The 14129-nt window shown below is 70.9% G+C and carries 12 protein-coding genes; 7 read left to right on the top strand and 5 right to left on the bottom strand.

Annotated features, from left to right (window positions below):
- The first annotated feature begins 121 nt into the window (after positions 1-121).
- The gene (locus tag ABD858_RS11815) at positions 122-1411 is read left to right on the top strand and encodes a citrate synthase (RefSeq protein ID WP_345036362.1); all 1290 of its coding nucleotides are present in this window, start codon (positions 122-124) and stop codon (positions 1409-1411) included.
- 610 nt (positions 1412-2021) lie between these two features.
- Here ABD858_RS11815 and ABD858_RS11810 read toward each other — a convergent pair.
- The 4 genes from ABD858_RS11810 to ABD858_RS11795 form a co-directional block, all read right to left on the bottom strand.
- Positions 2022-4397, bottom strand: a complete 2376-nt coding sequence (locus ABD858_RS11810) for a heavy metal translocating P-type ATPase (protein WP_345036360.1) — start codon at positions 4395-4397, stop codon at positions 2022-2024.
- 8 nt (positions 4398-4405) lie between these two features.
- A complete protein-coding gene (locus ABD858_RS11805; protein ID WP_345036358.1) occupies positions 4406-4630 on the bottom strand; it encodes a heavy-metal-associated domain-containing protein in 225 nt (74 codons plus the stop codon).
- Between the two features lie 184 nt (positions 4631-4814).
- A complete protein-coding gene (locus ABD858_RS11800) occupies positions 4815-5015 on the bottom strand; it encodes a helix-turn-helix transcriptional regulator (RefSeq protein WP_345036355.1) in 201 nt (66 codons plus the stop codon).
- A 222-nt stretch (positions 5016-5237) separates the two neighbouring features.
- A complete protein-coding gene (locus ABD858_RS11795; RefSeq protein ID WP_425586318.1) occupies positions 5238-6164 on the bottom strand; it encodes a sugar phosphate isomerase/epimerase family protein in 927 nt (308 codons plus the stop codon).
- Positions 6165-6533: 369 nt separating this feature from the next.
- Between ABD858_RS11795 and iolC the strand changes: the two genes are divergently transcribed.
- The 6 genes from iolC to ABD858_RS11765 all read left to right on the top strand — a co-directional run bounded on the left by iolC (position 6534) and on the right by ABD858_RS11765 (position 13050).
- Complete coding sequence (gene iolC / locus ABD858_RS11790; RefSeq protein WP_345036351.1) at positions 6534-7493, top strand: 5-dehydro-2-deoxygluconokinase; 960 nt, start codon at positions 6534-6536, stop codon at positions 7491-7493.
- Between the two features lie 16 nt (positions 7494-7509).
- Positions 7510-8388, top strand: a complete 879-nt coding sequence (iolB, locus tag ABD858_RS11785; RefSeq protein WP_345036349.1) for a 5-deoxy-glucuronate isomerase — start codon at positions 7510-7512, stop codon at positions 8386-8388.
- Complete coding sequence (iolD, locus tag ABD858_RS11780; RefSeq protein WP_345036346.1) at positions 8385-10295, top strand: 3D-(3,5/4)-trihydroxycyclohexane-1,2-dione acylhydrolase (decyclizing); 1911 nt, start codon at positions 8385-8387, stop codon at positions 10293-10295. Before iolB ends, iolD begins: the two co-directional genes overlap by 4 nt.
- Positions 10296-10308: 13 nt before the next feature.
- The gene (gene mmsA / locus ABD858_RS11775) at positions 10309-11814 is read left to right on the top strand and encodes a CoA-acylating methylmalonate-semialdehyde dehydrogenase (protein ID WP_345036344.1); all 1506 of its coding nucleotides are present in this window, start codon (positions 10309-10311) and stop codon (positions 11812-11814) included.
- A gap of 142 nt (positions 11815-11956) precedes the next feature.
- Complete coding sequence (locus ABD858_RS11770) at positions 11957-12418, top strand: anthrone oxygenase family protein (RefSeq protein WP_345036341.1); 462 nt, start codon at positions 11957-11959, stop codon at positions 12416-12418.
- 107 nt (positions 12419-12525) lie between these two features.
- Positions 12526-13050: a hypothetical protein gene (locus ABD858_RS11765; protein ID WP_345036339.1), complete on the top strand. Its 525-nt coding sequence runs from the start codon at positions 12526-12528 to the stop codon at positions 13048-13050.
- A 113-nt stretch (positions 13051-13163) separates the two neighbouring features.
- On the opposite strand, the gene ABD858_RS11760 is transcribed toward ABD858_RS11765, so the two are convergent.
- A complete protein-coding gene (locus ABD858_RS11760; RefSeq protein ID WP_345036337.1) occupies positions 13164-14126 on the bottom strand; it encodes a tetratricopeptide repeat protein in 963 nt (320 codons plus the stop codon).
- Positions 14127-14129: the final 3 nt, after the last annotated feature.

Below are 14129 nucleotides of genomic sequence, written 5' to 3'. Positions count from 1 at the left end.
CACTGAGTGCCGCCGATAGGTCTAATGGCCGACCCCGAGTGCACTCTCCTGAGCCAAATGGGGGATGGTAGAGACAGTCAGGGCACCTCGAAGATGAGGCACTACGTCGGTGAGGGAAGACGTGAGCGACAACTCTGTAGTACTGCGGTACGGCGACGGCGAGTACACCTACCCGGTGGTCGACAGCACCGTCGGCGACAAGGGCTTCGACATCGGGAAGCTCCGCGCCCAGACCGGTCTGGTGACTCTGGACAGCGGTTACGGCAACACCGCCGCGTATAAATCCGCGATCACCTATCTCGACGGCGAACAGGGCATCCTGCGCTACCGCGGTTACCCGATCGAGCAGCTGGCGGAGCGTTCCACCTTCCTCGAGGTGGCCTACTTGCTGATCAACGGTGAGCTTCCCACGGTCGACCAGCTCGCCGGGTTCAAGAACGACATCACGCAGCACACCCTGCTGCACGAGGACGTCAAGCGGTTCTTCGACGGCTTCCCGCGCGACGCCCACCCGATGGCCATGCTGTCCTCCGTGGTCAGCGCGCTGTCCACCTTCTACCAGGACAGCCACAACCCGTTCGACGAGAAGCAGCGCTACCTGTCGACGATCCGGCTGATCGCCAAGCTGCCGACGATCGCGGCGTACGCCTACAAGAAGTCGATCGGTCACCCCTTCGTCTACCCGCGCAACGACCTCGGGTACGTCGAGAACTTCCTGCGGATGACCTTCTCGGTCCCGGCGCAGGAGTACGAGCTCGACCCGGTCGTCGTCGCGGCGCTCGACAAGCTGCTGATCCTGCACGCGGACCACGAGCAGAACTGTTCGACCTCCACCGTGCGTCTGGTGGGCTCCTCGCAGGCGAACATGTTCGCCTCGATCTCGGCCGGCATCAGCGCCCTGTGGGGCCCTCTGCACGGCGGTGCCAACCAGTCGGTGCTGGAGATGCTCGAGGGCATCCAGGCCAACGGCGGCGATGTCGACGCCTTCATCCGCAAGGTGAAGAACAAGGAGGACGGCGTCCGCCTGATGGGCTTCGGCCACCGCGTCTACAAGAGCTTCGACCCCCGGGCGAAGATCATCAAGGCGGCGGCGCACGATGTCCTCTCGGCCCTCGGCAAGTCCGACGAGCTGCTGGACATCGCGCTGAAGCTGGAGGAGCACGCGCTCTCCGACGACTACTTCGTCTCGCGGAACCTCTACCCGAACGTCGACTTCTACACCGGCCTGATCTACCGGGCCATGGGCTTCCCGACCGAGATGTTCACCGTGCTGTTCGCGCTCGGCCGTCTCCCCGGCTGGATCGCCCAGTGGCACGAGATGATCAAGGAGCCGGGTTCCCGTATCGGCCGCCCGCGCCAGATCTACACGGGTGTGGTCGAGCGTGACTTCGTTCCGGTCGAGGCCCGCTGAGTGAGTGCCGGGGGTCCGGGGGGCGTCCCCCGGGCCGACACGGTCACGGGTGTGGTCGAGCGTGACTTCGTTCCGGTCGAGGCCCGCTGAGTGAGTGCCGGGGGTCCGGGGGGCGTCCCCCGGGCCGACACGGTCACGGGTGTGGTCGAGCGTGACTTTGTTCCGGTCGAGGCCCGCTGAGTGAGTGCCGGGGGGCCGGGGGGCGTCCCCCGGGCCGACACGGTCACGGGTGTGGTCGAGCGTGACTTTGTTCCGGTCGAGGCCCGCTGAGCCGTCCGGCCTCGGACAGGAGCTCCGCTCGATAGAGAGAAGCGCCCCCCCGCCGATCCCCCCACGGGTCGACGGTCGGGGCGCTTCCCATATCCCGAGCGCGGATTCCCCCCACGGGATCCGGGCCGGGCGTCTGCGGGCGCTGACTGCCGGGGTACGTAGCACGGGAGGGCCGCTCAAAGCTCCCCGGTGCACGTGCCCCGGCCAACGCTTGCCTGGAACGTCCCCCAAGACATTCCATGGACGTCCCCCAAGACATCCGTGGCATCGCCCTCTTAGACTCCCAGGTTCCGAGGATGGTTACCCCAAAATTCCTGTGATCTAGGTCTCTTTGTGTGGGCTATGTGAAGGTCCGCAGCCGCAGGCTGTTGGTGACCACGAAGAGGGAAGAGGCCGCCATCGCGAATCCGGCGATCATCGGATTGAGCAGGCCGGCCGCGGCGAGCGGCAGCGCGGCCACGTTGTAGCCGAAGGCCCAGAAGAGATTGCCCTTGATCGTGGCCAGTGTGCGGCGGGACAGCCGGATGGCGTCCGCGGCCACCCGGAGGTCGCCCCGTACGAGCGTCAGGTCGCCGGCCTCGATCGCCGCGTCCGTGCCCGTGCCCATCGCGAGCCCCAGGTCGGCCTGGGCCAGCGCGGCGGCGTCGTTGACGCCGTCGCCGACCATGGCGACCGTACGGCCCTCGGCCTGGAGCTTCTTGACGACGTCCACCTTGTCCTGCGGCAGCACCTCGGCGATCACCTCGTCGATGCCCGTCTCCCGGGCGACCGACTCGGCGACGGCCTTGTTGTCGCCGGTCAGCAGCACCGGCGTGAGACCCAGGCCGCGCAGCCGTTCCACCGCCTCGGCGCTGGTGGTCTTGACCGCGTCGGCCACGGTGAGGACAGCCCGTGCCTCGCCGTCCCAGGCGACCGTGACCGCCGTACGTCCCGCCGCCTCGGCCTCGGCCAGGGTGGCCGCCAGGGTGGCCGGCAGCACCACTCCGGCGTTCGCGAGCAGCTTCTCTCGGCCGACGAGCACCGCGTGGCCCTCGACGACGCCCTGCACACCGAGTCCGGGAACTCCGGCGAAGTCCTCCGGCACGGGCAGCGGGCCCGCCTGCTCGGCGGCGGCGGTGGCGACGGCCTGGGCGACGGGGTGCTCGGAGGCGTGCTCCAGGGCGCCGGCGAGGCGCAGCACCTGTTTCTCGTCCTCGCCCTCCGCGACATGGACGTCGAGCAGCGTCATCCGGCCGGTGGTGACCGTACCGGTCTTGTCCAGCACGATCGTGTCGATCCGGCGGGTCGACTCCAGTACCTCGGGGCCCTTGATGAGGATGCCGAGCTGGGCACCCCTGCCCGTACCGACCATCAGCGCGGTCGGAGTGGCCAGGCCCAGCGCGCACGGGCAGGCGATGACCAGCACGGCGACGGCGGCCGTGAAGGCGGCGGTCGCGTTGCCGGTGACGAGCAGCCAGCCGGCCAGCGTGCCGAGCGCGATCAGCATCACGGCGGGCACGAAGACCGCCGAAATCCGGTCGGCCAGACGCTGCACCTCGGCCTTGCCGTTCTGCGCGTCCTCCACCAGCTGGGCCATCCGGGCGAGCTGTGTGTCGGCGCCGACCCGGGCCGCCTCGACGACCAGCCGCCCGGCGGTGTTCACGGTGGCACCGGCGACGGTGTCCCCCGCGGTCACGTCCACGGGCACGGACTCGCCGGTGAGCATCGACGCGTCCACGGCCGAGACACCCTCGACGACGGTGCCGTCCGTGGCGATCTTCTCCCCGGGGCGTACGACGAACCGGTCGCCGACGGAGAGTTCGGTGACGGGAACGCGCACCTCGGTGTTGTCGCGAAGGACCGCGACGTCCTTGGCGCCGAGCTCCATCAGCGCCCGGAGCGCGGCGCCCGCCCGGCGCTTGGAGCGTGCCTCCAGGTAGCGGCCGAGCAGGATGAACGTCACCACGCCCGCGGCGACCTCGAGATAGATCGTCGAGGTTCCCTCGGTGCGCGAGAGGGTGAGCTCGAAGCTGTGCCGCATACCGGGCATGCCCGCGTGCCCGAAGAACAGCGCCCACAGCGACCAGCCGAAGGCGGCGAGTGTGCCGACCGACACCAGGGTGTCCATGGTGGCCGCGCCGTGCCGGAGATTGGTCCAGGCGGCACGGTGGAAGGGGAGCGCGCCCCAGACCGCGACCGGCGCGGCGAGGGTCAGCGAGAGCCACTGCCAGTTGTCGAACTGCAGCGAGGGCACCATGGCGAGTACGACCACGGGTGCGGCGAGCACGGCGCACACCGTCACCCGTTGCCGCAGCGCGGCGAGCGCGCCGCGGGCCCGCTCGTCGGCCGCGGCCCGCGCATCGGCGGGCGCCGGCCGCGCCGTGCCGTCGGGCGGCACGGCCGGTTTCGGGGGCCGGGTCCCGGCCCTCGGCCCGCCCGCCGCCGGCGCCGTCGTGCCCGCCGCGGGGCGGTCCGGGACCGGTGGCGGTACGAACGGCTCGGCGGTGTAGCCCGTCTTCTCGACCAGCGCGATCAGATCCGAGACCGCGGTGCCGTCGGCGTAGTCGACGCGGGCCTTCTCGGTGGCGAAGTTCACCGTGGCGGTCACGCCGGCCATGCGGTTCAGCTTCCTCTCGATACGGGCCGCGCAGGAGGCGCAGGTCATCCCGCCGATGGAGAGCTCGACTCGGGAGGTTCCGGTGGTTGCGGCCGGGGTCCCGGGTGCGGTGCCGGTCATGGCAGACGTCAGGCCTTGTCGACGAGTTCGTAGCCGGCCTCGTCGACCGCGGCGCGTACGGTGGCCTCGTCCAGCGCCGCCTCGGAGACGACGGTCACCTGGCCGGTGGAGGCCACGGCCTTGACCGAGGACACCCCGGGGAGCTCGGAGAGCTCGGCGGTGACGGCACCCTCGCAGTGGCCGCAGGTCATGCCGCTGACCTGGTAGACGGTGGTGACGGTTGTGGCGGTCATGGCGTTCTCCTCGTCGAGGGGCTGGTGATACGTCCCACTGTACCCCCGAGGGGTATTGAATGCCCGGAGTCCCCGTGAGCGGGGCGTCGCGGACGACGCCGCGCCCGGAGTCCGCGTGAGCGGGGCGTCGCGGACGACGCCGCGCCCGGAGTCCCCGAGCGGGGCGTCGCCGACGACGCCCCGCTCACGGGCCCCGGTGACCGCGGTTGCCGGGACGGCGGGCCACCCAGGCCCGGATCGTGTCCGCGTACCAGTACGGCTTGCCCGCCTCGACCAGGTCGGGCTCGGGCAGCAGGCCGTGCTTGCGGTAGGAGCGGACGGTGGCCGCCTGTACGCGGATGTGGGCAGCGATCTCCTGGTACGACCAGAGTCCGCGGTCGGTCATCGGTGACACCTCCCTGCGCGCTCCGCAGCGCCGGCCGGGGGCCGGCGGGGGGACTGCGGAGCCGCACTGACGATCACACAGCCTGTGTCCGGTGAACGACGGAGAGTGAGGGTCGAGGTGTGCTGTCGCACGGCTGTGACGGAAGACCCGCGTGACGGAGACAAGTGTGACGGGACGGAGACGTTTGTGACGAGCGCGAAGTACGGGCCGCAAACTCCCCGGTCAGCGGGGCCCGCAGGAGCGCAGGCCGTATCCGTTCAGGAGCTGCCGGGTGCGGCGGGCGATCGGCAGCGGCTTGTCGGGCGGGCACGGGTACATGTCCTGCTCGACGATCGCGAACAGTTCGACGTCCAGTCGCTGCGCCGCGGCGAGTACCGGCTCGAGCGCGGGGATCCCGGTGGGCGGCTCGCACATCACGCCCCGGGCGACGGCCGGACCGAACGGCACCTCGTGCCTGCGGACTTCGGCGAGGATGCCCGGGTCCACCTGCTTGAGATGCAGATAGCCGATGCGTTCGCCATAGGTCTCGATGAGCTTGACGCTGTCGCCGCCGCAGTACGCGTAGTGGCCGGTGTCCAGGCAGAGCGAGACCAGGGCCGGGTCGGTGGCGTCCAGGAAGCGGTTGACGTTCTCCTCGCTGTCGATGTGCGTGTCCGCGTGCGGATGGACGACGATCCGCAGCCCGTAGCGCTCGCGCACCTCATGGCCGAGCCGCTCGGTCTGGGTGGTCAGCTCGCGCCATTGGGCGGGTGTGAGCGTACGGTCCTCCAGCACCGCGCCGGTCCTGTCGTCGCGCCAGAACGACGGGATGACGACCAGATGTCCGGCGCCCATGGCCCGGGTCAGTGAGGCGACGGGGGAGACCTGCGCCCAGGTTTCCTCCCAGACGGCCGGCCCGTGGTGCAGCCCGGTGAACACCGTGCCCGCGGAGACCTTCAGTCCACGCCTGTCCGTCTCGTCGGTGAGCCGGGCCGGATCCGTGGGCAGGTAACCGTATGGGCCGAGCTCGATCCACTCGTATCCCGCCTCGGCGACCTCGTCGAGGAAGCGCTGCCAGGGGACTTGCCGCGGGTCTTCGGGAAACCACACGCCCCATGAGTCGGGGGCGGAGCCGATCCGGATGCGGGACGGGGGCGTCATGGGCGTCAGCTTCCCGGCCGCCCGGGAAGAGGTCAAGCATTCGTCCGAATGTAAGGATGAATTGTCGACACGGTGGTGAGCGGGGGCCAGTGCCGCGACCGGCAGCGATTGCCCGTCGAGGAGCGGCGTCCGGTGCGTGCGATCGCGAGGCGGCCGAAGACCCTCGTAGCAGCGCTCCTCGGGTTTTCGGCCGACGCGGCGAGCGTGCGTGCCCGGGGGCACCCCTGGGGGCACATCTGGGGGCACCCTGGGGGCAGCCCCAGAGGTAGCTGGGGGAGGTAGCTGGGGGAGCTTCGCGACGGGGTAGACGTTGCCGGGAGGGGCACTGGATGTTGGGGGCTCGCAGGCCGAAGGCGGCGTACATCGAAGGGGACGTGCATGGTGCGCAATGAGGCGTACGACCTGATCACCATGGGGCGTATCGGGGTGGACCTCTATCCGCTCCGGACCGGGGTCCCGTTGGCGCAGGTGGACACCTTCGGGAAGTTCCTCGGAGGGTCGGCCGCGAATGTCGCCGTCGCGGCGGCGCGGCTCGGCCGGCGCACCGCGGTCGTCACCCGCACCGGCCTCGACCCCTTCGGTGACTACCTCCACCAGGAGCTGCGTGCCTTCGGTGTCGACGACCGCTGGGTGACGGGGGTGCCGGGTCTGCCGACGCCGGTCACCTTCTGCGAGATCTTTCCGCCGGACGACTTCCCCCTCCACTTCTACCGGCACCCGAAGGCCCCGGACCTGGAGATCCGCCCGGAGGAGCTCGACCTCGACGCGATCCGTTCCGCGCGGATCTTCTGGATGACCGGCACGGGGCTGTCCGCCGAGCCCAGCCGGGAGGCGACGCTGAGGGCGCTCGCGGTGCGTGCCGGGTCCGGGTTCACCGTGTTCGACCTCGACTGGCGGCCGGTGCTCTGGAACGTCGGGGGAGCCGGCCCGGGCGACGTGCGGCCCCACTACGCCGAGGCCCTGCGCCGTGCCACCGTCGCCGTCGGGAATCTCGAGGAGTGCGAGGTCGCGACCGGCGAGCGGGAGCCGTATGCAGCCGCGCGGGCGCTGATCGGTGCGGGCGTCGAGCTCGCCGTCGTCAAGCAGGGGCCCAAGGGCGTGCTCGCCGTGCGTCGCGACGGGACCACCGCCGAGCTGCCGCCCGTGGCCGTCGAGGTCGTCAATGGGCTGGGCGCCGGGGACGCGTTCGGCGGGGCCCTGTGCCATGGGCTGCTGGCGGGCTGGGAGCTGGAGCGCACCCTGCGGTATGCCAACGCCGCCGGCGCGATCGTCGCGGGACGGCTCGCCTGCTCGTCCGCGATGCCGTTCCCCGACGAGGTCGAGCAGGCCCTGCTGTAGCGGGTAGGGAGAGGGCATGGCGGACAACGAGAAGCTGTACCTGCCGGCGGGAAGCGCCGTGAACGGCCCCTGCGCCCTGGACATCGACCCCGGGCGGGCCGGCTGGGGCTACACCGCGCTGCGCGTACTCGAACTGACTTCCGATGGCTCGTACGACTTTATGACCGGCGACAGCGAGTGGATCGTGCTGCCGCTCGCCGGCGGCTGTACCGTGCACACCCAGGACCGGCACTTCGAACTGCGCGGCCGGGAGAGCGTGTTCGGCGGGGTCACGGACTTCGCCTATGTACCGCGCGACTCCCGCGCACAGATCACCTCCGGCGCGGGAGGCCGTTTCGCCCTGGCAGGAGCGAGATGCGAGCGACGACTCCCGGCTCGCTACGGCCCCGCGCCGGAGGTTCCCGTCGAGCTGCGCGGCACCGGCGGCTGCTCCCGGCAGGTCAACAACTTCGCCGCCGCCGACAGCTTCGAGTGCGACCGGCTGATCGCCGTCGAGGTGCTCACTCCCGCCGGCAACTGGTCCTCGTACCCGCCGCACAAACACGACCAGCACCGGCCGGGCGAGGAGTCCGAGCTGGAGGAGATCTACTACTTCGAGTTCGCGCGGCAGGGCGGCTTCGGCTATCACCGGGTCTCCCCGTCCCGGCCCGGCGGCGCGGACGTCCTTGCCGAGGTCCGTACGGGTGACGCCGTGCTGATCCCGGACGGCTGGCACGGCCCGTCCATTGCCGCGCCCGGCCACGACATGTACTACCTCAATGTCATGGCCGGTCCCGGTGAGACCAGGGAGTGGCTGATCCGCGACCATCCCGACCACGCCTGGATCCGCGACACCTGGCCGGAGCAGCCCGCCGACCCGCGGCTTCCTCTCCACGGACCGGAGGACACCCCATGAGCGGTACGCGCCGCCTCACCGTGGCCCAGGCGCTGATCGCCTTCCTGGCCCGCCAGTACACCGAGCGGGACGGTGAACGGCATCGGCTGATCAGCGCCACCTGGGGGATCTTCGGCCATGGCAATGTCGCCGGGATCGGCCAGGCACTCGTCGAGCACGCCCCCGCTCTTTCCGGGGGGCCACCCTCCGGAACTCCCGCGATGCCGTACATCCAGGGCCGCAACGAACAGGCCATGGTCCACGCGGCCGTCGGCTACGCCCGCCAGTCGAACCGGCTCTCCGCGCACGCCGTCACCACTTCCATCGGCCCCGGCGCGACCAACCTGGTCACCGGCGCGGCGCTGGCCACCGTCAACCGGCTGCCCGTACTCCTGCTCCCCGGCGACGTCTTCGCCACCCGGCCCGCCGACCCCGTGCTCCAGCAGCTCGAAGTCCCGTACGCGGGAGACCACTCCGTCAACGACACCCTGCGGCCCGTGTCCCGGTACTTCGACCGCGTCACCCGCCCCGAGGCCCTGATCCCCGCCGCCCTCCAGGCCGCGCGGGTGCTCACCGACCCGGTTCGGACCGGCGCCGTCACCCTCGCGCTGCCGCAGGACGTCCAGGCCGAGGCGTACGACTGGCCCGAGGAGTTCTTCACCGAGCGGGTGTGGAGGGTGCGCAGGCCCGGGCCGGACACCGGCGAACTGCGGACGGCCACCGAAGCCGTACGGGCCGCCGAACGCCCCCTGGTCATCGCCGGAGGCGGGGTCCATCACAGCGCGGCCGAGGACGCCCTGCGGGCCTTCGCCGAGGCCACGGGCATCCCCGTGGCGTCCACCCAGGCCGGCAAGGGCTCGCTGCGTCACGACCACCCGGCGGACGTGGGAGCCGTCGGCCACACCGGCACGGCCACCGCCGACGACCTGGCCAGGGAGGCCGATCTGATCATTGCCGTCGGCACGCGGCTGACCGACTTCACCACCGCCTCCGGCACGCTCTTCCAACACCCGGGCGTCCGCTTCCTCGGCCTCAACCTCGACCCGTACGACGCCCACAAACAGGGGGCCCTGCCGCTGGTCGGCGATGCCCGCGAGACCCTTACGGCCCTGCGCGAGGCGGTGGCCGGCCACCGCGTCCCGGCCGGCTACGAGGAGCGCTACCGCATGGCCAAGCGGTACTGGGAAGGTCTGGTCGACCGGGCCTTCCACGCCCCCGACGAGACGGCCCGCCCCACCCAGGCGCAGGTCCTCGGCGTGCTCGACACCCTGGTCACCGAGGACGACATCCTGATCAACGCGGCCGGTTCGCTCCCCGGGGACCTGCACAAGCTCTGGCGGGCCCGGTCGCCCCGCCAGTACCACGTCGAGTACGGCTACTCCTGCATGGGCTACGAGATCCCGGCCGCCATCGGCGTGCGGCTGGCGGCGCCCGGGCGGCCGGTCTGGGCGCTGGTCGGTGACGGGACGTACCTCATGAACCCCACCGAAATCGTCACCGCCGTGCAGGAGGGCATTCCCATCAAGGTGGTGATTCTCCAGAACCACGGATACGCCTCCATCGGCGGGCTCTCGGAGTCCGTCGGCGCCGAGCGGTTCGGCACGGCGTACCGGTTCCGGGCGCCCGACGGCACGTACACCGGTGAGCCGCTGCCCGTCGACCTCGGTGCCAACGCCGCCTCCCTGGGCATGCGGGTGCTGCGCGCCCGCACCGTGCGTGACCTGCGTGAAGCCCTCACGGAGGCGCGCCGTGCCGACGTTCCCACATGTGTCTATGTGGAGACCGAAACGGCCGACACTGTGTCCGGCGCGCTCACGGCCCAGGCGTGGTGGGATGTGCCGGTAGCCGAGACCGCGGGCCGTATCCCCGCGGTCAAGGCGCGTGAGGAGTACGAACGGCAGGTCGCAGCCCGACGCCGCCATCTCTGAAGGAGTACGAGACATGAAGACCGTCAACCACTGGATCGGTGGCAAGACCGTCGAAGGCGCGTCCGGCAACTGGGGCCCGGTGACCGACCCGGCGACCGGCGCCGTCACCACCCAGGTCGCCCTCGCCTCGGTCGACGAGGTGGACGCGGCCGTCGCCGCGGCCAAGGCGGCGTACGAGACCTGGGGCACCTCCTCGCTGGCCAAGCGCACCACGATCCTGTTCAAGTTCCGCGCGCTGCTGGACGCCCACCGCGACGAGATCGCCGAGCTGATCACCGCCGAGCACGGCAAGGTCCACTCGGACGCGCTGGGCGAGGTCGCCCGCGGTCTGGAGATCGTCGACCTGGCCTGCGGTATCACCGTCCAGCTGAAGGGCGAGCTGTCCACCCAGGTGGCCAGCCGGGTCGACGTCGCCGCGATCCGCCAGCCGCTGGGTGTCGTCGCCGGCATCACGCCGTTCAACTTCCCGGCGATGGTTCCGATGTGGATGTTCCCGATCGCCATCGCGTGCGGCAACACCTTCGTCCTCAAGCCGTCCGAGAAGGACCCGTCGGCCTCCCTGAAGATCGCCGAGCTGCTGGCCGAGGCAGGTCTCCCGGACGGTGTCTTCAACGTCCTCCAGGGCGACAAGGTCGCCGTGGACCGGCTGCTGGAGCACCCGGACGTGGCCGCGATCTCCTTCGTCGGCTCCACCCCGATCGCCCGCTACATCCACACCACCGCCTCCGCCAACGGCAAGCGCGTCCAGGCGCTCGGCGGCGCCAAGAACCACATGCTGGTCCTCCCGGACGCCGACCTGGACGCCGCCGCCGACGCCGCCGTCTCCGCCGCCTACGGCTCGGCCGGTGAGCGCTGCATGGCGATCTCCGCGGTCGTCGCGGTCGGCTCCATCGGCGACGAGCTGGTGCAGAAGATCAAGGAGCGCGCCGAGAAGATCAAGATCGGCCCGGGCGACGACCCGACCTCCGAGATGGGCCCGCTCATCACCAAGGCCCACCGCGACAAGGTCGCCTCGTACATCACCGGCGCAGCCGCCCAGGGCTCGACCGTCGTCCTCGACGGTTCGGCGTACACCTACGAGGGCGCCGGCTTCGAGGACGGCCACTGGATCGGTATCTCGCTCCTCGACCACGTACCGACCACGGCGGACGCGTACAAGGACGAGATCTTCGGCCCCGTGCTGTGTGTGCTGCGCGCCGAGACCTACGAGGAGGGTGTCGCCCTCATCAACGCCTCGCCGTTCGGCAACGGCACCGCGATCTTCACCCGCGACGGCGGCGCGGCCCGCCGCTTCCAGATGGAGATCGAGGCCGGCATGGTCGGCGTGAACGTGCCGATCCCGGTGCCGGTGGGCTACCACTCCTTCGGTGGCTGGAAGGACTCGCTCTTCGGCGACCACCACATCTACGGCAACGACGGCACGCACTTCTACACCCGCGGCAAGGTCGTCACCACCCGCTGGCCCGACCCGTCCGAGGCCCCGGCCGGCGTCGACCTCGGCTTCCCGCGCAACCACTGACGGCGCGACATCCGACGTCTGCCCTGACGAGCCGGTGCCCCGGTCCGCACATGCGGGCCGGGGCACCGGTGCGTGCGGGGGATGCGGCCGTCGTGCGCCAATTCGGGGGCGCCGCCCCCACCTTGCGGCAAGGATGAACGGCATGGCCACCTTGCTGCTCGCCCTCGCCGTCCTCGCCACCGGGCTGTACGCCGGAATGATGCTCATCTTCCGTACCGGGATCATGCCCGCGCTGGCACGGCTGACGGACACTCAGTTCGTGGCGGCAATGCGCCGCATCAACGAGTTCGTGCCACGGGCCGTGTTCCTGCTGCTGTTCCTGGGAGCGGTGGCCTTCCCGGCGGTCGCGCTGGTCGTTCCGGTCGACGGCCGTTCGGACGCCCAGGGCCGGCTGATCCTTGCCGGGCTCGTGTGCGCGGCGCTCAACCATCTGGTGACGATCGCCGGGAACATCCCTCTGAACAACGCCCTGGCTGCCGCCACCGAGGGTGACGACCGGGCAGCGCGCGCGGCGTTCGAGACACGCTGGAACCGTTTCCACCTGATCCGCACCTTGTTCACCCTGGCGGCGTTCGGGCTGCTCACGGCTGCTGCGCTGACCTGAGAGCGCCCGAAGGCAGTAGCGACACGGCGTGCATGGTACGTCACCCCCTGTTAGCTTGCGTCTGGGAGCTGACCGGCTCCCTGTCGGTTGCGTGAGAGGCGCAGAGCATGAAGATCTCAAGCAGGTCCCTGAGGCGCGCGGTGGTACCGGCCGCGGTGGCGGGTGTGGCGCTGCCCCTGGCGTTCGCCACGCCGGCCAGTGCGCAGCCGGGCTCGAGCATCGTCCGCATCGGTTCGTCCGTCGCTTTCGGCGCCGCACCGGGTTACGCGAACGGAGTCACCGTCACCAAGGACGGCACCAACCTGAGAGTGACCGACACCGCGGGCATCCGCGCCGGATTCGGCTGCCAGCAGGTCACCGCGACCACGGCGACGTGCGGTTCGTGGGCCACCGTGACCCAGTTCACCGCGTCGCTCGGCGACCTCGCGGACAGCTACATGCAGGACCAGACGCTGGCCTTCCGGGTCATCCTCGACGCGGGAAGCGGACCCGACACCGTGAACACCGGGGCCGGCGGCGACATCATCAACGTCCGGGACGGCTTCGTCGACGCGGTGAACTGCGACGGCGGCAGCGACCTCGTCAGCAGTGACCCCATCGACAACGTGGCGCTCGACTGTTTCCAGCCCTAGCGGTACAAAGGGCACACAGCGTGTAGGTGCGGGGCCGCCCGAGCGGCCCCGCACCGGCGCGTTCCGGGCGCCTTCGCACACCGGGTACGAGGCACGCGGCGCCCCGGGGTCGTTCAGCCCGTGTCCGGACGCGAGCGCAGCATCGTCTTACGGAAGCGGCTCATGACCGAGACCGGGTCGCCGGAGAACGACCACGGCACCCGGGTGGCCCGCTCGCCGAGCACGTCGAACAGATAGCCCGCCGGCCCGGCCTGGCCCGCCGCGCATGCCGCGTGCAGGAGGTAGTTGAGATCGGCCACGTCCTGCGCCCGCTCGCGGCCGTCCCACTGCCTGATCCACAGCTCCCAGGTGCGGTGCAGGTCGTGCACCGCCACCTCGTTGTTCCAGTGCTGTACGAGCGTGAGTGACATCGGGCCCTCCTGCTCGGCCCGGTAGCGGTACTCCTCGGCCCGCGCCGCCTGCAGCAGCACGGCGAGGTGCGAACCCGGCGGGAGGCTGGAGACCACATTGCGCGCGAAGTCGTACATGGCCCCGTGCGAACCGTGCCAGCGCGCGGAGAGATACCGCAGGACCTGGTGGTGCGCCTCCCGGTTGTGCGGGTCGCGGGCCAGCAGCTCCTCCCACCACCGCTGGGCCTGCTGGTGCCCGCCCGGGAAGAGACGGGCGACGGACACCAGGGACATCCAGGGCACCGGGTCCTGCGGGGATACGTCGGCGGCACGCAGACAGGTCCGTACCGCCCCGTTGAGCCGCTCCAGATCGACCCCGCCCCTGTCCGTGGCGGCCGCGGCGAGATTGAAGGCCCGCATGACCTCCGTCTCGGCACGCAGCACCAATGCGTCCGGATTGCGCGGCTCGGCGGTGTGCCAGTGCTCGGCGACCGACTTGCCGGCCGCGGTCTGGGCCAGCATCCGCACCCGGAAGGTGCGGCGGTCCCACTCCGGGCCGGTGGCGTGCAGCAGTTCGGCCGGTCCCTGCCAGCGTCCCACCGCGATGTCCTCACGGGCCACCTGGAGGGCCCGGTCACCGAAGGTCGTGTCGAAGACGGGGGTGAAGTCCTTGCGTGCCCGGGCCATTGC

Source organism: Streptomyces sannanensis (assembly GCF_039536205.1).
Classification (GTDB): Bacteria; Actinomycetota; Actinomycetes; order Streptomycetales; family Streptomycetaceae; genus Streptomyces; species Streptomyces sannanensis.
The sequence above is the reverse complement of the archived record's forward strand: the minus strand, read 5'-3'. Positions and strand labels throughout refer to the sequence as shown.

Bases quoted from the DNA above. Each gene is read 5' to 3' on its own strand.
- ABD858_RS11760 (WP_345036337.1), bottom strand. From the start codon at position 14,126: ATGGCCCGGGCACGCAAGGACTTCACCCCCGTCTTCGACACGACCTTC.
- iolB (WP_345036349.1), top strand. From the start codon at position 7,510: ATGGCGGACAACGAGAAGCTGTACCTGCCGGCGGGAAGCGCCGTGAAC.
- ABD858_RS11805 (WP_345036358.1), bottom strand. From the start codon at position 4,630: ATGACCGCCACAACCGTCACCACCGTCTACCAGGTCAGCGGCATGACC.
- iolC (WP_345036351.1), top strand. From the start codon at position 6,534: ATGGTGCGCAATGAGGCGTACGACCTGATCACCATGGGGCGTATCGGG.
- iolD (WP_345036346.1), top strand. From the start codon at position 8,385: ATGAGCGGTACGCGCCGCCTCACCGTGGCCCAGGCGCTGATCGCCTTC.
- mmsA (WP_345036344.1), top strand. From the start codon at position 10,309: ATGAAGACCGTCAACCACTGGATCGGTGGCAAGACCGTCGAAGGCGCG.
- ABD858_RS11800 (WP_345036355.1), bottom strand. From the start codon at position 5,015: ATGACCGACCGCGGACTCTGGTCGTACCAGGAGATCGCTGCCCACATC.
- ABD858_RS11810 (WP_345036360.1), bottom strand. From the start codon at position 4,397: ATGACCGGCACCGCACCCGGGACCCCGGCCGCAACCACCGGAACCTCC.
- ABD858_RS11770 (WP_345036341.1), top strand. From the start codon at position 11,957: ATGGCCACCTTGCTGCTCGCCCTCGCCGTCCTCGCCACCGGGCTGTAC.
- ABD858_RS11765 (WP_345036339.1), top strand. From the start codon at position 12,526: ATGAAGATCTCAAGCAGGTCCCTGAGGCGCGCGGTGGTACCGGCCGCG.